Source organism: Ottowia sp. SB7-C50 (assembly GCF_033110285.1).
Classification (GTDB): Bacteria; Pseudomonadota; Gammaproteobacteria; order Burkholderiales; family Burkholderiaceae_C; genus Ottowia.
Window position 1 is genome coordinate 1,845,697 of sequence record NZ_CP136995.1, and the last position, 18,750, is coordinate 1,864,446.

At 66.7% G+C, this 18,750-nt stretch carries 23 protein-coding genes; 15 read left to right on the forward strand and 8 right to left on the reverse strand.

Translation table 11 applies throughout. The features are described 5' to 3' along the window. Nucleotides 1-24 precede the first annotated feature (24 nt). Nucleotides 25-963, forward strand: coding sequence for a DMT family transporter (locus R0D99_RS08820; protein WP_317747886.1), 939 nt, complete (start codon nucleotides 25-27; stop codon nucleotides 961-963). Nucleotides 964-1,107: 144 nt separating this feature from the next. After that, nucleotides 1,108-2,214, forward strand: a complete 1,107-nt coding sequence (locus R0D99_RS08825) for an enoyl-CoA hydratase/isomerase family protein (RefSeq protein WP_317747887.1) — start codon at nucleotides 1,108-1,110, stop codon at nucleotides 2,212-2,214. A gap of 204 nt (nucleotides 2,215-2,418) precedes the next feature. Here R0D99_RS08825 and R0D99_RS08830 read toward each other — a convergent pair whose 3' ends face one another. After that, on the reverse strand, nucleotides 2,419-2,832 hold the full coding sequence (locus R0D99_RS08830; protein WP_317747888.1) for an ATP-binding protein: 414 nt from the start codon (nucleotides 2,830-2,832) through the stop codon (nucleotides 2,419-2,421). An 84-nt stretch (nucleotides 2,833-2,916) separates the two neighbouring features. Beyond that, the gene (smpB, locus tag R0D99_RS08835; RefSeq protein ID WP_317747889.1) at nucleotides 2,917-3,396 is read right to left on the reverse strand and encodes an SsrA-binding protein SmpB; all 480 of its coding nucleotides are present in this window, start codon (nucleotides 3,394-3,396) and stop codon (nucleotides 2,917-2,919) included. A 94-nt stretch (nucleotides 3,397-3,490) separates the two neighbouring features. Here smpB and R0D99_RS08840 point away from each other — a divergent pair, with 94 nt between their 5' ends. Then, complete coding sequence (locus R0D99_RS08840) at nucleotides 3,491-3,940, forward strand: type II toxin-antitoxin system RatA family toxin (protein ID WP_317747890.1); 450 nt, start codon at nucleotides 3,491-3,493, stop codon at nucleotides 3,938-3,940. Nucleotides 3,941-3,996: 56 nt separating this feature from the next. Next, a complete protein-coding gene (locus tag R0D99_RS08845; protein WP_317751051.1) occupies nucleotides 3,997-4,278 on the forward strand; it encodes an RnfH family protein in 282 nt (93 codons plus the stop codon). 97 nt (nucleotides 4,279-4,375) lie between these two features. On the opposite strand, the gene R0D99_RS08850 is transcribed toward R0D99_RS08845, so the two are convergent. After that, nucleotides 4,376-4,903 carry a DUF4124 domain-containing protein gene (locus R0D99_RS08850; protein WP_317747891.1) on the reverse strand — a complete coding sequence of 176 codons (528 nt, stop codon included), beginning with the start codon at nucleotides 4,901-4,903 and terminating at the stop codon, nucleotides 4,376-4,378. A 143-nt stretch (nucleotides 4,904-5,046) separates the two neighbouring features. Here R0D99_RS08850 and guaB point away from each other — a divergent pair, with 143 nt between their 5' ends. From guaB to R0D99_RS08875, 5 genes are all read left to right on the forward strand, one after another. Further along, entirely contained in the window at nucleotides 5,047-6,516 is a 1,470-nt protein-coding gene (guaB, locus tag R0D99_RS08855; protein ID WP_317747892.1) for an IMP dehydrogenase, read from the forward strand. A 17-nt stretch (nucleotides 6,517-6,533) separates the two neighbouring features. Beyond that, entirely contained in the window at nucleotides 6,534-6,896 is a 363-nt protein-coding gene (locus R0D99_RS08860; protein WP_317747893.1) for an NINE protein, read from the forward strand. A gap of 87 nt (nucleotides 6,897-6,983) precedes the next feature. After that, the gene (locus tag R0D99_RS08865) at nucleotides 6,984-7,208 is read left to right on the forward strand and encodes an AbrB/MazE/SpoVT family DNA-binding domain-containing protein (RefSeq protein ID WP_317751052.1); all 225 of its coding nucleotides are present in this window, start codon (nucleotides 6,984-6,986) and stop codon (nucleotides 7,206-7,208) included. A 28-nt stretch (nucleotides 7,209-7,236) separates the two neighbouring features. Then, nucleotides 7,237-7,659 (forward strand): putative toxin-antitoxin system toxin component, PIN family, encoded by a 423-nt coding sequence (locus R0D99_RS08870; protein ID WP_416365996.1) that lies wholly within the window; start codon nucleotides 7,237-7,239, stop codon nucleotides 7,657-7,659. 3 nt (nucleotides 7,660-7,662) lie between these two features. Further along, nucleotides 7,663-8,115 carry a DIP1984 family protein gene (locus tag R0D99_RS08875; protein ID WP_317747895.1) on the forward strand — a complete coding sequence of 151 codons (453 nt, stop codon included), beginning with the start codon at nucleotides 7,663-7,665 and terminating at the stop codon, nucleotides 8,113-8,115. 284 nt (nucleotides 8,116-8,399) lie between these two features. Here the strand turns inward: R0D99_RS08875 and R0D99_RS08880 are convergent, their stop codons facing one another. Together R0D99_RS08880 and R0D99_RS08885 are read right to left on the reverse strand one after the other, a co-directional pair. Further along, nucleotides 8,400-9,854: a UdgX family uracil-DNA binding protein gene (locus R0D99_RS08880; RefSeq protein ID WP_317747896.1), complete on the reverse strand. Its 1,455-nt coding sequence runs from the start codon at nucleotides 9,852-9,854 to the stop codon at nucleotides 8,400-8,402. Nucleotides 9,855-10,158: 304 nt separating this feature from the next. Continuing rightward, entirely contained in the window at nucleotides 10,159-11,463 is a 1,305-nt protein-coding gene (locus R0D99_RS08885; RefSeq protein ID WP_317747897.1) for a putative DNA modification/repair radical SAM protein, read from the reverse strand. Between the two features lie 63 nt (nucleotides 11,464-11,526). Between R0D99_RS08885 and guaA the strand changes: the two genes are divergently transcribed. From guaA to R0D99_RS08900, 3 genes are read left to right on the forward strand one after another with little or no spacing between them, the layout of a single operon-like run. Next, a complete protein-coding gene (guaA, locus tag R0D99_RS08890; protein WP_317747898.1) occupies nucleotides 11,527-13,143 on the forward strand; it encodes a glutamine-hydrolyzing GMP synthase in 1,617 nt (538 codons plus the stop codon). Between the two features lie 41 nt (nucleotides 13,144-13,184). Continuing rightward, nucleotides 13,185-13,544, forward strand: coding sequence for a type II toxin-antitoxin system RelE/ParE family toxin (locus tag R0D99_RS08895; protein WP_317747899.1), 360 nt, complete (start codon nucleotides 13,185-13,187; stop codon nucleotides 13,542-13,544). After that, on the forward strand, nucleotides 13,544-13,855 hold the full coding sequence (locus R0D99_RS08900; RefSeq protein WP_317747900.1) for an XRE family transcriptional regulator: 312 nt from the start codon (nucleotides 13,544-13,546) through the stop codon (nucleotides 13,853-13,855). Before R0D99_RS08895 ends, R0D99_RS08900 begins: the two co-directional genes overlap by 1 nt. Nucleotides 13,856-13,931: 76 nt before the next feature. Here the strand turns inward: R0D99_RS08900 and R0D99_RS08905 are convergent, their stop codons facing one another. Continuing rightward, entirely contained in the window at nucleotides 13,932-14,462 is a 531-nt protein-coding gene (locus tag R0D99_RS08905) for a hypothetical protein (protein WP_317747901.1), read from the reverse strand. Nucleotides 14,463-14,588: 126 nt separating this feature from the next. On the opposite strand from R0D99_RS08905, the gene R0D99_RS08910 reads away from it, so the two are divergent. Next, nucleotides 14,589-15,332 carry an SDR family oxidoreductase gene (locus R0D99_RS08910; protein ID WP_317747902.1) on the forward strand — a complete coding sequence of 248 codons (744 nt, stop codon included), beginning with the start codon at nucleotides 14,589-14,591 and terminating at the stop codon, nucleotides 15,330-15,332. Between the two features lie 84 nt (nucleotides 15,333-15,416). Further along, nucleotides 15,417-16,013, forward strand: a complete 597-nt coding sequence (locus R0D99_RS08915) for a 2-hydroxychromene-2-carboxylate isomerase (protein ID WP_317747903.1) — start codon at nucleotides 15,417-15,419, stop codon at nucleotides 16,011-16,013. 102 nt (nucleotides 16,014-16,115) lie between these two features. On the opposite strand, the gene R0D99_RS08920 is transcribed toward R0D99_RS08915, so the two are convergent. Then, a complete protein-coding gene (locus tag R0D99_RS08920; protein ID WP_317747904.1) occupies nucleotides 16,116-16,745 on the reverse strand; it encodes a hypothetical protein in 630 nt (209 codons plus the stop codon). Continuing rightward, nucleotides 16,742-17,908: a DUF72 domain-containing protein gene (locus tag R0D99_RS08925; protein ID WP_416365854.1), complete on the reverse strand. Its 1,167-nt coding sequence runs from the start codon at nucleotides 17,906-17,908 to the stop codon at nucleotides 16,742-16,744. Before R0D99_RS08925 ends, R0D99_RS08920 begins: the two co-directional genes overlap by 4 nt. 140 nt (nucleotides 17,909-18,048) lie before the next feature. Here R0D99_RS08925 and R0D99_RS08930 point away from each other — a divergent pair, with 140 nt between their 5' ends. Continuing rightward, nucleotides 18,049-18,729, forward strand: coding sequence for an FMN-binding negative transcriptional regulator (locus R0D99_RS08930; RefSeq protein ID WP_317747905.1), 681 nt, complete (start codon nucleotides 18,049-18,051; stop codon nucleotides 18,727-18,729). The last annotated feature ends 21 nt before the right edge of the window (nucleotides 18,730-18,750 follow it).

The following is an 18,750-nucleotide window of genomic DNA, read 5'->3' on the forward strand; positions in this document are numbered from 1 at the left end:
GCGGCACGACCCCGCTATCGCCCCATGAACCGCCCCGCATGGAGCCACACCCGCGCGGTGTGGACGATGGTGCTGGTCACGCTGCTGTGGTCCACGGCGGGCGTGGTGTCGCGCCAGCTGACGGCGGCGCAGGGCTTTGAGGTCACTTTCTGGCGCAGTTTTTTCACGGCGCTGTCGCTGCTGGTCATCCTGCCGCTCTGGCAGGGCGCGGGCGTGTGGGCGGGCATGCCGTGGCGGCGCGGCGCGTTCTGGCTGTCGGGCGCGTGCTGGGCGACGATGTTCACCGCCTTCATGGTCGCGCTGACGCTGACCAGCGTGGCGCACGTGCTGGTCACGCTGGCGCTGGGGCCGCTGCTGACCGCGCTGCTGGCGCGCGTGGTGACCGGCCACCGGCTGCCGGGCCGCACCTGGGCGGCCATCGCCGTGGCCGGCGTGGGCATGGCGTGGATGTTCGGCGGGCAGATGGGCGGCGCTGCGGGGGGCTGGCTGGGCTCGGTGGTGGCGCTGGGGGTGCCCATGGCGGCGGCCATCAACTGGTCGGTCACGCAGCGCAGTCAGGCGCACGGCGAGCCGATTGACCTGGTGCCAGCCGTGCTGCTGGGCGCCGTGATCTCCAGCGCCGTCACGCTGCCGCTGGCCTGGCCGTTTGCGGCCACGGCGCGTGACCTGGGCTGGCTGGGCTTTCTGGGGCTGACGCAGCTGGCCATTCCGTGCGTGCTGGCGGTGCTGTGCGCCCGCGTGCTGGCCGCTGCCGAGGTGTCGCTGCTGGCCTTGCTGGAAGTGGTGTTCGGCATCGCCCTGGCCTGGGCGCTGGCGGGCGAGACCCCGCAACGTGAAGTGTTGGCGGGCGGCTCGCTCGTCATCGGCGCGCTGGTGGTGAACGAATGGCTGGGCTGGCGCGCCGCGCAGCGGGCCGCCAGCCGCCCGGCCGACAGCGACGTGGCGCCGCTCGGCCCCGCCTGACGCCATGGCGCCCGCCGCGCTGGCGGCTTGTGCATCAAATAAACGCCCACCGCCCGCAGGATATGCGTATTAAGCTATCATTTTTATATTGTTGACTCTTGCGCGCGGCGGCGCCACAGCCCATGACCCTGACCTCGACGCCCGATGCGGCCCCCCCTTGTCATCACCGAACGCGCCGCCTATGGCGTGGGCCTCATCACCCTGAACCGCCCACAGGCGCTGAATGCGCTGTCGCTGCCCATGGTGCGCACGCTGACCGACACACTGCGCAGCTGGCAGCGCGACCCCGGCATCAAGGCCGTGGCCATTCGCGGCATGGGCAAGTCGCCCGATGGCTTTGCGCCGTTCGGCGCCTTCTGTGCGGGCGGCGACATCCGGTTCTTCCACCAGGCCGCGCTGGCGGGCGACGCCGCGCTGGGCGATTTCTTCACCGAGGAATACGCGCTCAACCACCTGATCTTCACCTACGGCAAGCCTTACATCGCATTCATGGACGGCATCGTCATGGGTGGTGGCATGGGCCTGTCGCAAGGCGCCAGCCTGCGCGTGGTGACCGAGCACACCCGCATGGCCATGCCCGAAACGCGCATCGGCCTTTTCCCCGACGTCGGCGGCGGGCACTTCCTGGGCCGCTTGCCCGGCCATCTGGGCGAATACATCGCGCTGACGGGCCACGTGCTGAAGGGCGACGCCGCCGTGGCCGCCAGGCTGGCCGATGGCAGCGTGGCCTCTGCCGAGCTGCCCGCCATCTGGCAGCACCTCGCTGAAACCGACTGGCCCGATGGCGCGGCCGCGCAGCGCTGGGTGGCCGCGCAGTTTGCGCCGCCCACGGCCGACCGGCTGCCGCACCAGGGCGAGATCGACCACTTCTTCGGCCAGCCCGACGTGCCCGCCATCGTGGGCGCGCTGGAGGCCGCCGATTCGGCCTGGGCGCGCGACACCGCGGCCGAGCTGCGCACGCGTTCGCCGCTGATGCTGCACGTGACGCTGGAGCAGATTCGGCGCGCGCGCGGCATGGCGCTGGCCGACGAACTGCGCATGGAGCGCGACCTGGTGCACCACTGCTTCCACCTGCGCGAGGGGCAGGGCAGCGAAACGGTGGAAGGCATCCGCGCGCTGGCCGTGGACAAGGACCATGCGCCGCGCTGGAACCCCCAGCGCATCGAGGACATTCGCCCCGACATGGTGGCGCCGTTCTTCTTCAGCCCGTGGGAGCCGGTGGCGCATCCATTGGCATCGCTGGGCGGTTGAATTTGCATCCGATTGGCGTCTTGCGCACGCCAGTGGCGCGTTTATAGCTATTTAAAAGATAGCGATCGACTGTAAAACTGGATGGGTGATGGCATCACGCACGCAGCCATTGCACCCCGATACCGCCCATGAAAAAAGCCGTGGGTCACCCCACGGCTTGGGACTGAAGCGCGCGACCGGTAGATGCCCGTCGCGGCCCGTGCGTCAGCGGCGCGCGATGCGCCAGTTGCCGCCCACGCCGTCGCCCAGCTTGTCGCCGACCTTGGCGTCTTTCACAAAGTAGTACAGCGGCATGCCCTTGTACGCCCACTGCTTGCTGCCGTCGGCGCGCGTGATGATGGTGTAGTCGCCCAGCGGCACGGCCGAGGCGGTCACGCCCAGCGGCGGCCAGTTGGCGGCGCAGGCGTCGACGCAGGCCGACTTGCCGCTGCCCGCCACGTCGCGGCTGAACACGTACAGCGTGCGGCCATCCGGGCCGACCAGCGTGCCGTCCACGGCCTGCGTGGGCGTGCTGGGCCGCGCATTGGCGGGCACGTTGCCGGCGGTGGGTTGGGTGGTGCCGCAGGCAGCCAGCAGGGCAGCGGTGGCGAGGGCGGCGGTCAATGCCTTGATGTTCATGCGAAGCACTCCTGTCGTCAGTGTGGATAACCCAAAGAGTGTAGCCCCCGCGCATGCCGCCGGCCTGTGGGACAAGCGGCCGCGTCAGCGGTGGCGCTCTTTCATGGCGCGCTCCACCTCGCGCTTGCCTTCGCGCTCCTTGATGGTGTCGCGCTTGTCGTGCGTGGCCTTGCCCTTGGCCAGGGCGATCTCGCACTTTACGCGGCAGTTCTTCCAGTGCAGGTTGATGGGCACCAGCGTGTAGCCTTTTTGCTCGACCTTGCCGATCAGCCGGCGAATCTCGTCGGCCTTCATCAGCAGCTTCTTGGTGCGCACCGCGTCGGGCCGCACGTGGGTGCTGGCGGTGCCCAGCGGGTTGATCTGGCAGCCGATGACGAACAGCTCGCCATTGCGGATGACCACGTAGCCGTCGGTCAGCTGCGCCTTGCCGGCGCGCAGGGCCTTGACTTCCCAGCCTTCCAGCACCATGCCGGCTTCGAAGCGCTCTTCGAAGAAATAGTTGAACGCGGCTTTCTTGTTCTCGGCGATGACCGGGTTGGGTGACTTGGGTTTCTTGGTGGCCATCTGTGAAATATGGAGCGCTGCTCGCACTTTGCAAGCGGCTCGGGCGGCAGGCGCCGCGGGCGGGCGCCTAAAATCGGCGTGCAGCGTGCATTCTATGAAATCTGTCCACAAGTCCGTCCTGATCTGGTACACCGCCCAGGAGATGTTCGACCTGGTGATCGATGTCGAGCGCTACCCCGAATTCCTGCCCTGGTGCAACCACGGCAAGGTGCTGGAGCGCCATGAAGCCGGCCTGACGGCCGAGGTCGGCATCGACTTCAAGGGCGTGCGCCAGGTGTTCGTCACACGCAACGAACACGTGCCCGGTCGCGAGGTGAAGCTGCACCTGGTCAAGGGGCCGTTCTCGAAGCTGGAAGGCACGTGGCAGTTCACGCCGGTGCGCGAGAACGAGCGCGCCTGCCGCGTCGATCTGCGGCTGGACTACGGCTTTTCCAACCGCCTGCTGGCCACGCTGGTGGGGCCGGTGTTCGACAAGATCGCCAACAGCCTGGTCGACGCTTTCGTGCAGCGCGCCGAACAGGTGTACGGAAGCGCGGCGGCGTGAGCGCGCCCCTGCAGGTCGTCGTGGCGTACTCGCCCGCGCCGCGCGAAGTGCATGAAATGACCCTGACGCTGCCCGCCGGCAGCACCGTGCGCGACGCGCTGCAGGCCAGCGGGTGGATCGAGCAGTTTGCCGACCTGCCCGTCGAGCCTGGCAGCGTCGGCGTGTGGGGCCGCAAGGCGCCCCCCGGCCAATTGCTGCGCGACCGCGACCGGGTGGAAATCTGGCGGCCGCTGCGGGTCGACCCCAAGCTGGCGCGGCGCGAGCGATTCGGTCAGCAGGGCGCGCGCACGGCGGGGCTGTTTGCCAAGCGCCGGCCGGGGGCGAAGCCGGGGTATTGAAGACGCCAGCGGCCGCTGCGTGAAGCGCGCGTGGCCAATGGTTGACTGTGGGGTGGCCGGCCCCCAGCGCGCGGCCAGCGACGAAGCCCGTCCGGCCTCAGCCGCAGTCCGACGCGATGATGGCGTTGGCGCGTTTCAGTTCTTCGGCGCGCTGCGCGTCGTCCAGAAACTCGCGCTCGCCCTGGCTGTTGATGCGGGCCATGCGCATGCCCGATTCGATGGTGGCCTTGGAACTGGTCGCACGCTTGCAGTTTTCGGCGCGCGCGGCAGCGATGCGGGCTTCTTCGGCTTTCTTTTTCTCGGCCTCGGCCTGTTCGGCCTTGCGTTTTTTCTCTTCGAGTGCCTTGTCGACACCGGCGGGCGCTGCGCCGCTGGCCGCTGCGGCCGGACGGGTGGCGGCAGTCGCCGCAGCGGCGGCGGCATCGGCGGGCGGCATGGCGGTGCGCCCGGCGGGCGCCTGGCCGGCGCGGGGCTGGGCCAGCAGGTTCTTGGCCGGCACGTCGGCGGGCGGCGGTCGGTCGCTGAACACGCGCCTGCCGTCCTTGTCGATCCATTGGTACTGGGCATGGGCCGCCATGGCGGCGGTCAGCGTCAAACCAAGAAGCAATGCGCGTGTGGGCTTCATCATGATCCGCAGAGTGTAGTAGGGGCAGGGCGGGCCAGCCTGACTTGAAACGCCGCGCGGCGCCGATTTGCCGACAGCCGGTGCGCCGGCCGCAACAGTGTCATGCCCCGCTGTTTACAATTCGTCTTTTGGAGCCTTCATCCATGCGCCTTCTCGGCAAAGCGCTCACCTTCGACGATGTTCTGTTGGTGCCCGCGTTCTCCCAGGTCCTGCCCAAGGACGTCAATCTCTCCACCCAGTTCACCCGCAACATCCGCCTGAACCTTCCCCTGGTTTCGGCCGCGATGGACACCGTGACCGAAGCGCGCCTGGCCATTGCGATCGCGCAAGAGGGCGGCATCGGCATCGTGCACAAGAACCTCACCGCGCAGGAGCAGGCCGCGCAGGTGGCCAAGGTCAAGCGCTATGAAAGCGGCGTGCTGCGCGACCCGGTGGTCATCACGCCCGAGCACACCGTGCTCGACGTGATGCGCCTGTCGGACGAGCTGGACATCAGCGGCTTTCCGGTGCTGGACGGCGGCAAGGTGGTCGGCATCGTCACCGGGCGCGACATGCGCTTTGAAACGCGCTACGACGTGAAGGTGCGCGAGATCATGACGCCGCGCAACAAGCTCATCACGGTGGATGAACACGCCAGCCCGGCCGAGGCCAAGGCACTGCTCAACAAGCACAAGCTCGAGCGCCTGCTCATCATCGACGACCAGGACCGCCTGAAGGGCCTGATCACGGTGAAGGACATCACGAAGCAGACCACTTTCCCCAACGCCGCGCGCGACGCCGACGGGCGCCTGCGCGTGGGCGCCGCCGTGGGCGTGGGCGAGGGCACCGAAGAGCGCGTCGAGGCGCTGGTCAAGGCCGGTGTGGATGCGCTGGTGGTGGACACCGCCCACGGCCACAGCCGCGGCGTGATCGAGCGCGTGCGCTGGGTCAAGCAGAACTACCCGCACGTCGATGTGATCGGCGGCAACATCGCCACCGGCGCGGCGGCCAAGGCGCTGGCTGAGGCGGGCGCCGACGGCGTCAAAGTCGGCATCGGCCCCGGCAGCATCTGCACCACCCGCATCGTCGCCGGCGTGGGCGTGCCGCAGATCACCGCTATTGATAATGTAGCTACCGCCCTTGCAGGGACGGGCGTGCCGCTGATCGCCGACGGCGGCGTGCGCTATTCGGGCGACATCGCCAAGGCCATCGCCGCCGGCGCCAGCAGCGTGATGATGGGCGGCATGTTCGCCGGCACCGAAGAAGCGCCGGGCGAGATCGTGCTGTTCCAGGGCCGCAGCTACAAGAGCTACCGCGGTATGGGCAGCATCGGCGCCATGCAACAAGGCAGCGCCGACCGCTACTTCCAGGAAAGCAGCACCGGCAACCCCAACGCCGACAAACTGGTCCCCGAAGGCATCGAAGGCCGCGTGCCGTACAAGGGCAGCGTGGTCAGCATTCTGTTCCAGCAGGCGGGTGGGTTGCGCGCCAGTATGGGGTACTGTGGGTGCGCGACGATTGAGGAGATGCGGTCAACCGCCGAGTTTGTGCAGATCACCGCCGCGGGGATTCGTGAATCGCACGTGCATGATGTGCAGATCACGAAGGAGGCGCCGAATTATCGGGCGGACTAGGAATATTACTGGAGGGCATGATGGGGGAAGTGGTACATAAAGGAATTGATGAGAAATTCTGCAGTGAATGCGGATCGATCATTAAGGCCAAAGCGGAAATTTGTCCCAAATGCGGCGTTCGGCAGATGCCAGCGCCTGCGGCATCAATCAACCTTGGCCCCACTGCCGTAAATGGTAAGAGCCGGATTGCAGCGGCGTTGCTTGCCTTGGTGTTGGGCGGCCTTGGTGTTCATAAATTTTATTTGGGCCAGACAGGTATGGGCATCTTGTATCTGGTGTTTTGTTGGACATTTATTCCCGCCTTGATTGCCTTTGTCGAATTCATTCTGCTGTTGACGATGAGCGACGAAAAGTTTAATCAGAAGTATGGAGGCGCTTGAGGTACGGTCGTTTAGCCAGTCAAAGTTCGTTGATGACGCCTAGCCGAAATATGCTAAAGTAAGGATTCCTTACTCATGGATCCTGCCATGCTTGCCAAAATGACCTCCAAGAACCAGATCACGCTGCCCAAGGCGGTGGTGGCGCAGCTACCGCCCTCGGAATACTTCGAGGTAGAAGCGATAGATGGTCGATTGATGCTGACCCCTGTACGCCTGCAGAAGGCCGATGCCGTGCGCGCCAAGTTGGCTGCATTGGGTATCGGCGAGGAGGACGTGCGAGACGCGGTGGCGTGGGCGCGCCGGGGTGACTGAATCGGCAGCGACATCCCGCCGATTGCGGGTGGTGCTGGATACGAATGTGGTGCTGTCGGCGCTGCTCTTCGGCTCGGGCCGCTTGAGTGCGCTGCGCGTCCACTGGCAATCAGCACGCGTGTTGCCGCTGGTCAGCAAAGCCACGGTGCAAGAGTTGCTGCGCGTGCTGGCTTATCCGAAATTTCGTCTGACCGCGGCTGAGCGCAACGAGTTGTTGGCCGACTACCTGCCGTATGCCGAAACAGTGACTGCGACCGACGCGTTGAGCGATTTGCCCGAGTGCCGCGATCCTAAAGACCAAATGTTCCTGCTGCTTGCTCAGCTCGGTCGCGCCGATGTGTTGGTCACGGGGGATGACGATCTGCTTCATCTGGCACACAACGCCGCGTTGCCCTTTGCCATCTGTACGCCAGCCACGCTGCTTGATCGGCTGGCTGTGCCCGACAATTGACGCATGAAACTCGCCGAAGCCCTGCTGATCCGCGCCGATCAGAAAAAGAAAATCCTCTCATTGCGCGAGCGCATTGCGCAGAACGCGCTGGCGCAGGAGGGTGATGCGCCGCGCGAAGACGTGGCGAAGCTGATCGCCGAATGCTTTGCCGTCATAGCCGAACAGCAGGCGCTGGTGCTGAGGATCGATGCCGCCAACGCCGCCGCCAAATTGCCCGACGGCCGCGCGCTGGCCGCCGTGCTGGGCCAGCGCGACGTGCTGATGCAGCAGCACAGTGTGCTGAAAAGCGCGGTGGACGCCACCCACAAGGAAGAAGACCGCTACAGCCCGCGCGAGATCAAGTGGGTACCGCAGATCGACGTGGCGGCGACGCAAAAGCACATGGAAGACTACTCGCGCAAGATTCGCGAGCTGAACGTGCAGATTCAAGAGACCAACTGGCGCGTTGAACTGTGAACTGGATACTATGATTTTGAGAGCTGCTCGCGCTTGCCCCTCAAGCGCTGGCGGCAAATTTGACTGATATTTTTCTGGAGCGTACCGGGCGAGCACAAGACCCCGGCTGGCCGCCAGGGGGTTGAAAACATACTGGGGGGCCGTGTCACGGCGCGAAGGGCAGCGCCACTCGATCACCCATCAGCCCGCCACCCCTGACCCCGCACACCGTACCCTGCACACATCACCACCATGTGCTGACGGTACGCTCCTCCTCCTTCATGCGGCGCTGTTGTTTTTAGCGCTCACGCCAACACGCCTGAGCCGCTCGCCATCGGATGGTTGCCGGCGTCAGCCAAACCGGGATCGGGCGCCTGCGGCCCTTGCGCAGCCGTCCGCAAATCGTCCAGCCACAGCGCCCACACGCGAGCGCGCTCCGGCTCGGGCAGGCGCAGCAGCGCGGCGGGGTGCCAGGTGACCAGAACCGGCCTGCCGCCCGGCCCGGGCCACCAGCGGCCGCGCGACTGAGCCAGGGTGACGCCGGGGCCGAGCAGGGCGCGCGCGGCGGTGGCGCCCAGAGCCAGCAAGGCGCCCGGTTGCACCAGATCGATCTCGCGCAGCAGCCAGGGCTGGCAGGCGGCGGCTTCGCGCTGGCCGGGGGTTTTGTGCAGGCGGCGCTTGCCGCGCAGCTCGTGCTTGAAGTGGCGCACGGCATTGGTCAGAAACAGCTCGCCACGGTTTAGCCCGGCGCGCTCCAGCGCCTGATCGAGCAACTGGCCGGCGGGGCCGACGAAGGGTTGGCCAGCCAGATCTTCGTGGTCGCCCGGCTGTTCGCCCACCAGCATGAGGCGCGCGCCCAGCGGCCCGCTGCCGTTGACGGCCTGCGTGGCACAGGCGCCGATGGGGCAGGCGGCGCAGCTCTGCACGGCGGCGTGCAGTGAAGCCAGCGTGGTATGGCGGGCGGCCAGCGCGGGCGTTTCTGCCGTGCTGGGGTTTAGTACAGCTGACCGGGCAGGCGTTGAGGTGCTCAAAGCCAAATCAGCCCCTGGCGCATGCCCATCAAGCGCGGGCAGCTCTTTATTTGATAGTAAAGGCACTGGCGATGCCCCGTCGTCGCCCGCGGCCAGCATGGCGGCGGTGCGGGCCATGGCGCCCGCAGCCAGTTCACCGATGGCGGCGGCTTCGGGCAGGTTGGCCCAGTATTTGCGCGGCATGTGTTGCCGCATCAGGGTCAGGTTGAGCCGCGCGGGGTTGAAGATGTGACGGTAGTAGGTGAGCCACAGCGCCTCTCCGTCGTCGGCCGCCGGAGCTTGGGCGCGCTCGGCGCCGGGGCCGAATTGCAGGCGCTGGCTGCTGGGCGACCAGCGCACGCTTTGGCGCGGCGTGAGGATGGCCCAGCGCATGCCGGCAAAGCGGCGCGCGAACCACGGCGCCACGGCTTCAAGCACGTCGTGCTCGGGCTCGAACCAGGCGACGTGCAGGGTGCCGGCCCCGTTGGGTGCATTGGTGCCTGGTGCCGCATCGTCGCGCACGGGGCGAAAGCGCACGAAGGCGCGCATCTTGTACGCATCGCGCTGCACGGCGCGGGCCATCTGGCGCAGGCGCAGCCATTCGGCGTCGAGTGGGTCGTGGCGCAGGCCCGGCTCGTGCACCAGGCGCCAGAGCAGGGCGTAGAGCGCGTCGAAGCGGCCCGGCGCGCTGTGCAGCACCACGCGGCGCGCGAGCGCGACGAAGGCGCTGGGCACGAGGGGGGGCCGCACCGGCGCGCGGCGGGGTGGCGCGGGGTGCGCGCGTGCTGGCCTCTGCGCGCGGCTGCAATCCCGCGTCAGCAAACAGATCTGCGGCAATGGGCGCTGACCTCCGGTGTGACGCGTCCGCATCGGCCCAGGCGCCGATGGCGTCGGCAGGGGGCACGCCGGCGGCCAGCAGGGCGCGGGCGCGTTGCCGAAAGCGCGTGAAGGCAGCGGTTGCCGCCACGACGTCGTCGCGCGCTGACGCCGCGCTGTCCACTTCGGGCGGCGATGGCGGCGCGCTGACAGGCTGGAAGCGACCCGGCATTGCTATCTAAAACAGAGCTGCTTGCGCAGTCTGAGCAAGCGCAAGAGCCGATTTTGACCTTGACGCCGCCGCTTCCACCAGCCGCTGCGCCGCGCCAGCGTCGGGCCGATGATCGACCAGCACCACGAACGGCAGCACGCGCCGCACCGGCACGCGCAGCGCCGTCAGGTCGGCCACGCGCAGGCGCCGCGCACGCCGCGCCATGAGCAGGCGGCTGACTGCGCGCACGCCCAGCCCTGGCACGCGCAGCAGTTGTTCGCGCGGGGCACGGTCCAGATCGACGGGGAACCGCTCAGGGTGCGCCACGGCCCACGCGGTTTTGGGATCGACCTCCAGCGCCAGCATGCCGCCCGCCGTGGGTGCGATCTCATCGGCGGCAAAGCCATAGAAGCGCATCAGCCAGTCAGCCTGGTACAGCCGGTGCTCGCGCAGCAGCGGCGGCGCCTGCGCGGGCAGGGTGGCCGAGGCGTGCGGGATGGGGCTGAAGGCGGAGTAGTACACCCGCTTCAAACGATAGGCGCCATACAGCTGCGCGCTGGTGGCGAGGATGGTGGCGTCGTTCGCGCCATCGGCGCCGACGATCATCTGCGTGCTTTGGCCGGCGGCGGCAAACGTGGGCGCGGCCGCGCGGCGCGGGCGGGCGCCGGGCAGCAGCCGGATGGGCTGAGCTTGCTGCTCGCGTTTTTGCGCCTTGGCGTCGTCAATCGACAGGCGCAGGCGCGCCATGCTGCGGCGGATGCTGGCCACGTCCTTCTCGGGCGCCAGCGCGGTCAGGCCGGCTTGCGTGGGCAGTTCGATGTTGACCGACAGCCGATCCGCCCAGCGGCCGGCCTGGGCCAGCAGGTCGGGCGAGGCATCGGGAATCGTCTTGAGGTGGATGTAGCCGCGAAAGTCGTGCACCTCGCGCAGCGTGCGCGCCACGCCCACCAGTTGCTCCATGGTGTAGTCGGGGCTCTGGATGATGCCGCTGGAGAGGAACAGCCCCTCGATGCAATTGCGGCGGTAGAAGTCAAGCGTGAGCGCCACCACTTCTTCCACCGTGAACCGCGCACGCTGCACGTCGCTGCTGCTGCGGTTGATGCAGTAGGCGCAGTCGTAAAGGCAGAAGTTGGTGAGCAGGATTTTCAGCAGCGAGATGCAACGCCCGTCGGGCGCAAAGCTGTGGCAGATGCCCGCGCCCTCGTTGCTGCCGAGGCCGCCCTTGCCGCCGCCCGCGCGCGACGAATCGCGCCGCGTGCCGCCGCTGGAGGCGCAACTGGCGTCGTACTTGGCCGCATCGGCCAAAATAGCAAGCTTGGCGTCGAGTTCCACTGTTTGAATATACAGTGTTTGAGCGCGCTTGTCCTTGGCTTTTGACATACCGGCCACCGCTTCATGCAACACCAGAAAATCCTCATCCTCGACTTTGGCTCCCAGGTCACGCAGCTCATTGCGCGCCGCGTGCGCGAGGCGCATGTATATTGCGAGGTGCACCCGTGCGACGTGACCGACGACTGGGTGCGCCAGTACGCGGCCGACGGCAGCCTGAAGGGCGTGATCCTCTCCGGCAGCCACGCCAGCGTGTACGAGGTGGATGACCGCGCGCCCGACGCCGTGTTCAGCCTGGGCGTGCCCGTGCTGGGCATCTGCTACGGCATGCAGACCATGGCGCAGCAGCTTGGCGGCAAGGTGGAAGGCGGGCACACGCGCGAATTTGGCTACGCCGAAGTCCGCGCGCGCGGCCACACGGCGCTGCTCAAGGGCATCGAGGACTTCCACACGCCCGAGGGCTACGGCATGCTCAAGGTGTGGATGAGCCACGGCGACAAGGTGACGGAGTTGCCGCCGGGCTTCAAGCTGATGGCGAGCACCGACTCGTGTCCCATCGCCGGCATGGCGGACGAGGAACGCCGGTTCTACGGCGTGCAGTTCCACCCCGAGGTCACGCACACGGTGCAAGGTAGGGCGCTGCTGGAGCGCTTTGTGCTGGAGATCTGCGGCGCGCGGCCGGACTGGGTGATGCGCGATCACATCGAGGAAGCGGTGCAGAAGATCCGCGAGCAGGTGGGCGACGAGGAAGTGATCCTGGGCCTGTCGGGCGGCGTGGATTCGTCCGTGGCCGCCGCGCTGATCCACCGCGCGATTGGCGACCAGCTCACCTGCGTGTTCGTCGACCACGGCCTGCTGCGCCTGAACGAAGGCGACATGGTGATGGACATGTTCGCCGGCAAGCTGCATGCGAAGGTGGTGCGGGTGGATGCGAGCGAGCTGTTCTTCAAGGATTTGGCCGGCGTGAGCGACCCGGAGCAGAAGCGCAAGATCATCGGGCGGCTGTTTGTCGATGTGTTCAAGGCCGAGGCCGGCAAGCTGACGGCGTCGGGCGCTTCTAAATCAGGAGCGAAGTGGCTGGCGCAAGGCACCATCTACCCGGACGTCATCGAATCGGGTGGTGCCAAGAGCAAGAAGGCGGTGGTCATCAAGAGCCACCACAACGTCGGCGGCCTGCCTGAGCAACTGGGCCTGAAGCTGCTGGAGCCGCTGCGCGACCTGTTCAAGGACGAGGTGCGCGAGCTGGGCGTGGCCCTCGGTCTACCGCACGACATGGTCTACCGCCACCCCTTCCCCGGCCCCGGCCTGGGCGTGCGCATTTTGGGCGAGGTGAAGAAGGAATACGCCGACCTGTTGCGCCACGCCGACGCCATCTTCATCGAAGAACTGCGCTCCACCATCGAGCCGCACAGCGGCAAGAGCTGGTACGACCTGACCAGCCAGGCCTTCACCGTCTTCCTGCCCGTCAAGAGCGTCGGCGTGATGGGCGACGGCCGCACCTACGACTACGTCGTCGCCCTGCGCGCCGTGCAGACCAGCGACTTCATGACCGCCGACTGGGCGGAATTGCCCTACGCCCTGCTAAAGCGCGTGTCCAGCCGCATCATCAACGAGGTGCGCGGCATCAACCGCGTGACCTACGACGTGTCATCCAAGCCGCCGGCGACCATTGAGTGGGAATAATATTTACTTGACGGAATATTCCTTTTGGGCTATATTCATGCATGGCTTGGGAAGTTGAGTTCACCGACGAGTTCGAGACGTGGTGGGCTTCGCTCAGTGAGGCTGAACAAGTGTCGGTGGCGGCATCGGTGGGTTTGCTGGAAGCCAGAGGGCCCAACCTGGGGCATCCGCACAGCAGTGCCATCAACGGCTCACGCCACGGGCATATGCGCGAATTGCGTACACAGCATGGTGGACGGCCATTGCGTACGCTGTATGCCTTTGACCCACGCCGCGTGGCGATCTTGCTGATCGGTGGTGACAAGACAGGCGATGACCGCTGGTATGAAGTGCATGTGCCCATGGCTGATCGGCTCTATGACCAGCATCTTGAGCAACTCAAGCGTGAAGGAGAACTGTGATGGCCAAGAAGTTTGCAGACCTGCGTGCCCAGATGACGCCTCAGGCGCGCGAGCAGGCTGACGAAAAAACCCAGACGATGCTGGCTGAAATGCCTCTGCATGAGCTTCGCCGCGCACGTGGGTTGTCGCAAAAGATGCTCGCCGAAGCCCTGCACGTGCAGCAGCCGTCGGTTGCCAAGCTGGAGCGGCGTACGGACATGTACATCTCGACATTGCGCAGTCACATCGAGGCCATGGGCGGTGAACTGGAAGTGATTGCCAAGTTTCCGGATGGCGTGGTGAAGATCAACAATTTCGCAGAATTGGCTTGAAAGCGACCAAACTCAATGGAAGTCAGGGTTTCTTAAAGCAACTCTCAAGCCCTTTCCGTCAAGCCGTCGAAGCGCGTCAGTCGAAGCTCACCGCATCTCCCGCCAGCAGCCGCTGCGGCACCTGCTGAAAGCGCCAGCCGCCGCCCGGCTCGGCGTCGAAAACCCACACGCGGTCGAAGCAGTCGTCCGCCCATTGGGGTGGCACCGTGGTTTTCGGGGCGATGGCAGCGGCCAGCGCGGGGATGCACTCGTGGTGCCACGAAATCAGCACCACGCCGTTCAGGCCCAGGCAGTGCTGTGCCACGGCGGCTTCCTGGCTCTTGGTGAAGCTTTCATCCACTTTCAAGCCCATCGCATCCGACAGTGGCACCAGCGTCTGGTGCGGGCGGCGGCTGGTGTTGCCGGCAAAGCTGGCCCCGATCAGGTGCGTGGGCACGGCGATGGCGGCGTGATCGGGCTGCATGAAGAAGCGGATAAGCGCGCCCGCGCGCTGCCAGCCGCGCACGATGAGCGAATGTTCGTCGGTCTCACCGCTCTGGCGCACGCCCTTGAAATGGCCGGGCACCGGCTTTTCGGCGTGGCGGATGACCATGATCTTGCGGGCCATGTGAATCCTTTCATGGGCGGCCGGGGTGTCGCCGGTGCAGCATCGCCGCCGTGTGCAGTGCGGTCGCCCGTCTTACACTGAATCGGTCCGGGCGCGTCTGGCGCCCGCGTGGAGGAGATCGACATCATGCCAACGAATCCCGCCGCCAAATCCAAGGTGGCGCTCGTGATCGGCGCCGGAGATTCGACCGGCGGCGCCATCGCCAAACGCTTTGCGCGCGAAGGCTATGTGGCTTGCGTCACGCGCCGTTCGGCCGACAAGTTGCAGCCGCTGGTCGATGAGATCACGGCCGCCGGCGGCCAGGCGCGCGGCTTTGCCAGCGACGCGCGCAAGGAGGAAGACGTGGTGGCGCTCATCGAGCAGATCGAGCGCGACATCGGCCCCATCGAGGTGCTGGTGTTCAACATTGGCGCTAACGTGCCGTGCAGCATCCTCGAAGAAACCGCGCGCAAGTACTTCAAGATCTGGGAGATGGCGTGCTTCAGCGGCTTTTTGAACGCGCGCGAAGTGGCCAAGCGTCAGGTGGCGCGCGGGCGCGGCACGATCCTGTTCACCGGCGCCACCGCCGGCACGCGCGGCGCGGCGGGCTTTGCGGCGTTTGCCGGCGCCAAGCACGCGCTGCGCGCGCTGGCGCAAAGCATGGCACGCGAACTGGGGCCGCGCGGCATTCATGTGGCGCACGTGGTGGTCGATGGCGCCATCGACACCGAATTCATCCGCACGCAGTTCCCCGAGCGCTATGCGCTGAAAGCGCAGGACGGCATCCTCAACCCCGACCACATTGCCGATAACTACTGGTACCTGCACCAGCAGCCGCGCGATGCGTGGACGTTTGAGCTGGATCTGCGGCCGTACATGGAAAAGTGGTGAAACACTATTGTTTTGATAGCTGCTTGCGCTTGTCCGTCGGGCGGTAGCGGTTGATTGGATGCACAAGAGCGGTCAGGAGGCAACATGAACAAGCAAGTGGATTTCTTCTTTGACGTCGGCAGTCCCGCGTCGTACCTGGCGTGGACGCAGATCGGCGCCATGGCGCGCGAAGCCGGCGCCACGGTGGTCTACAAGCCCATGCTGCTGGGCGGCGTTTTCCAGGCCACGGGCAATGCATCGCCCGCCACCGTGCCTGCCAAGGGCGCGTACACCTTCACCGACTTTGACCGCTTTGCCAAGCGCTACGGCGTGCCCATCCAGCGCAACCCGCATTTCCCCATCAACACGTTGACGCTGATGCGCGTCATCACCGGCATGCAGATGCGGCACGCGGAGCGCTTTGAAGCCTTCACGCAGGCCGTGTTCGAAGCGATCTGGGTCAAGGCGCTCAACCTCAACGATCCGGCGGTCGCGGCTGGCGCCCTGCAGGCGGCCGGCTTCCATGCCGCCGAGGTGCTGGCGCTGGCGGCCGACCCGGACGTCAAGGCGCGCCTGAAAACCGTCACCGACGAAGCCATCGCCCGCGGCGTGTTCGGCGCGCCGACGATGTTCGTGGGCGAGCAGATGTTCTGGGGACAGGACCGGCTGGATTGGGTCAGGGAGGCGCTGCTCAGCGTTTGAACCGGGCGTTGCAGGCGCCGAGCACACGCAGCTCAATGACCGTCGTGTGGCAATGACAACGGGCCTAAAGCGGTAGCAGCACCTCGTCGCCAAAATCCAGTGTCAGTTGCACCGGCACGCGACATAGCTTGAAATTCCGCCAAGGTCGCGGCACGATTGATCACGCAGCACACACGCGAGGCTGCGCTGCCGGCCAGCGAGGGTGACCGCTCGATTGACGCAACGGTATGCCCAAGACCGCGAAATCAACAGGTGCCGGGCCACGGCGAGCATGTCCTGGTTGAAGTGTTGAATCAGTCGAAGCCAGGCCGCCGCCGGGCTGATGGCGGCATCTGCCCCGGCCTGCTGTTCATTTTGAGCTTCAGCAGCAAGCAAGTGCGTCAACGGGTCGAAGCCATCATCGCTCACGAGCCGAGCAGCGATGGGGTTCCAACCGTCAACATCGTCGTGTCCGGACGGTGCGTGGTCAAGTCGGACACCGTTGCGTACTTTCTTATCCTGAAAATCGACCAGCCGCTTGTAGAGCCGCCGCAAGAGCCCATCGATGAAGTTCGGGGCGTCCAAGTCAACGCGTTCGGCACTTCTGCCGGCCAACTCCACCACGATTAAACGGGCTTCTCCGGCGACGTCATGCGGAGAAAATTCGCCCCTTGTGGCGCGTGAGATGCGAGAAAAATCGCGGCTGTGCTGCGCAAGAAATTGCTCCAGCAGCGTCCAGTCGATTGAGGTCATTGCCTGTCGTTCCTCGTCATTTGCTCCACTACGGCATCCCCCAGCGCCCGCACCGACAGCGGCGCCGAACCCTCCGCCTTGTTGTTGACCGTGATGTACGCCCGCTGCCCCGCGCCCGTGGTGGCGGCAATCACCCGGGCCAGCGTGTGGCGGGTGTCGAGGTCGGGGTCAACCAGCGCGTTGAATGGCTCGTACTGTGCCTTGGCGGCTTCGTAGCCATACGCGCCGTGGCGGCGGTGCAGGTTCCAGCGGCAGACCAGCGGGCCGGGCCACAGGGCGCGCAGCAGGGGCAGCTGGTCTTCGATGGGTGGCATCTTGGCGTGCAGGCCCAGGCAGTAGGTGACGGGGTTGCCGCTGGCCTGGCGCGCTGCGCGCACGGTGCGGGCCAGGTGCGGGGCGTGCGCAGGCGCCAGAAAGGCGGCGTCGCGCACTTCCATCGCGATCACGCCGTCGGGCGCGGTGGGTGCCAGGCGGGGCAGGGCGGACAGCAGGGCGCCGATGCGGTCGTTGAGCGCGGGCACATCGGCCAGCAGGGCACGGGGCAGGGGGCTGATCTGGAACACCAGCGCGCCGACCCGGTCGCCCAGGCCTTCGAGCGCGGGCGCAATGAATTCCTGCACCGCCAGGTCGGGGTTCAGGAAGGCGGGGTTGGGCGCCATGCCGCGCCCGTCTTCGGCGCGCACCAGCGCATCGCACACCAGCGCCGGCGCCTTGACGACGAAGCGGAAGTCCGGCGGCACCTGCGCCGCGTAGCGCGCGTACTGGCTGGCCGACAGCGGCCGGTAGAAGGCGCGGTCCAGGCTGACGGTGCCCAGCAGCGGGTGTTGGGCATAGGCGGCCAGGCCTTCCTTGGACAGCTTCGCCTCCGCATAGTCGCCGCCCCACACCAGGCCTGCCCAGCCAGGGAAATTCCATGACGATGTCCCCAGGTACAGCCCGGCGGGCAGGGCGCGGGCGAGCGTGCGCGTGGCGTCGTCCGCGTCGGCAGGTTGCACGTCGGCGGGGGCACGGCGCGTGCGGCGCGGTGGGGTGGGCAAGGCCTCGTCGCCATCCGGCACCCGCCATGCGTCTGTGAGGGGTGCAGCATCGTCCGCCCCCGGCAAGTCAGCCGCCGGCTCGTCGAACAAGCCGGTTTGCTCAGGCGGGGGCGGCGCGGCGGGCATGAGATCAGAACAAAAAAAGGCGCTGGCCGTTGACCTGTCTGCGCAGCCAGCTATCTGAAGCATAGCACCCCGCGCGCGTGGGCGGCGCGGCGGCGAATGCGCCAGAATCGCGTCACGGCTTGGCGCCGTTGCCCACCCCCATGTACCTGCCCCTGCATTTCAACCAGCGCGACCCTGCCGTGGCGGCGCGCCTGATGCGCGAACACCCGTTCGCCAGCCTGATCACCACGGACGACGACGGCCTGCCCTTTGTGACGCACCTGCCGCTGCATCTTTGGGAGCGCGGTGGCGAGGCGGGACAAGCGCCAGCGGGCGAATCGGCATCGGCATTCACGCTGCTGGGCCACGTCGCGCGGCCCAATCCGCAGTGGCGCCACCTGGCCGAGCGCCCGCGCGCCGTGGTCACCTTCATGGGGCCACACGCTTACATGTCGCCCTGCGTGTATCCCGATCTGGCGCGCGTGCCGACGTGGAACTACATCGCCGTTCATTGCACCGTGACCGCCCGCCTGCTGCCGCACGACGACGCCGAGGCAAAGGACCGGCTGCTGAAATGTCTGATTGGCGACCACGAACCCGCCTACGCCGAACAATGGCGGGCGATGGACGCCGAACTGGCGCACAAGCTGCTGCAGGGCATCGTCGGTTTCGAGCTGACGGTGACCGACTGGCAATGCAAGGCCAAGCTCAATCAGCACCGGCCCGAGGCGCGCGTGGCGCTGCACGCGGCCTATGCCAGCGGCACGCCGCACGAGCGTGCGCTGGCGGAGTGGATCGAGCGGCTGGGTTTTGCGGCGCCCGCACCAGCCTCCGGCTCTTGATGCCATGACGGCGGCACCCTG

Bases quoted from the DNA above. Each gene is read 5' to 3' on its own strand.
- R0D99_RS08820 (WP_317747886.1), top strand. From the start codon at position 25: ATGAACCGCCCCGCATGGAGCCACACCCGCGCGGTGTGGACGATGGTG.
- R0D99_RS08825 (WP_317747887.1), top strand. From the start codon at position 1,108: ATGCGGCCCCCCCTTGTCATCACCGAACGCGCCGCCTATGGCGTGGGC.
- R0D99_RS08830 (WP_317747888.1), bottom strand. From the start codon at position 2,832: ATGAACATCAAGGCATTGACCGCCGCCCTCGCCACCGCTGCCCTGCTG.
- smpB (WP_317747889.1), bottom strand. From the start codon at position 3,396: ATGGCCACCAAGAAACCCAAGTCACCCAACCCGGTCATCGCCGAGAAC.
- R0D99_RS08840 (WP_317747890.1), top strand. From the start codon at position 3,491: ATGAAATCTGTCCACAAGTCCGTCCTGATCTGGTACACCGCCCAGGAG.
- R0D99_RS08845 (WP_317751051.1), top strand. From the start codon at position 3,997: ATGACCCTGACGCTGCCCGCCGGCAGCACCGTGCGCGACGCGCTGCAG.
- R0D99_RS08850 (WP_317747891.1), bottom strand. From the start codon at position 4,903: ATGAAGCCCACACGCGCATTGCTTCTTGGTTTGACGCTGACCGCCGCC.
- guaB (WP_317747892.1), top strand. From the start codon at position 5,047: ATGCGCCTTCTCGGCAAAGCGCTCACCTTCGACGATGTTCTGTTGGTG.
- R0D99_RS08860 (WP_317747893.1), top strand. From the start codon at position 6,534: ATGATGGGGGAAGTGGTACATAAAGGAATTGATGAGAAATTCTGCAGT.
- R0D99_RS08865 (WP_317751052.1), top strand. From the start codon at position 6,984: ATGCTTGCCAAAATGACCTCCAAGAACCAGATCACGCTGCCCAAGGCG.
- R0D99_RS08875 (WP_317747895.1), top strand. From the start codon at position 7,663: ATGAAACTCGCCGAAGCCCTGCTGATCCGCGCCGATCAGAAAAAGAAA.
- guaA (WP_317747898.1), top strand. From the start codon at position 11,527: ATGCAACACCAGAAAATCCTCATCCTCGACTTTGGCTCCCAGGTCACG.
- R0D99_RS08895 (WP_317747899.1), top strand. From the start codon at position 13,185: ATGGCTTGGGAAGTTGAGTTCACCGACGAGTTCGAGACGTGGTGGGCT.
- R0D99_RS08900 (WP_317747900.1), top strand. From the start codon at position 13,544: ATGGCCAAGAAGTTTGCAGACCTGCGTGCCCAGATGACGCCTCAGGCG.
- R0D99_RS08905 (WP_317747901.1), bottom strand. From the start codon at position 14,462: ATGGCCCGCAAGATCATGGTCATCCGCCACGCCGAAAAGCCGGTGCCC.
- R0D99_RS08910 (WP_317747902.1), top strand. From the start codon at position 14,589: ATGCCAACGAATCCCGCCGCCAAATCCAAGGTGGCGCTCGTGATCGGC.
- R0D99_RS08915 (WP_317747903.1), top strand. From the start codon at position 15,417: ATGAACAAGCAAGTGGATTTCTTCTTTGACGTCGGCAGTCCCGCGTCG.
- R0D99_RS08920 (WP_317747904.1), bottom strand. From the start codon at position 16,745: ATGACCTCAATCGACTGGACGCTGCTGGAGCAATTTCTTGCGCAGCAC.
- R0D99_RS08925 (WP_416365854.1), bottom strand. From the start codon at position 17,908: ATGCCCGCCGCGCCGCCCCCGCCTGAGCAAACCGGCTTGTTCGACGAG.
- R0D99_RS08930 (WP_317747905.1), top strand. From the start codon at position 18,049: ATGTACCTGCCCCTGCATTTCAACCAGCGCGACCCTGCCGTGGCGGCG.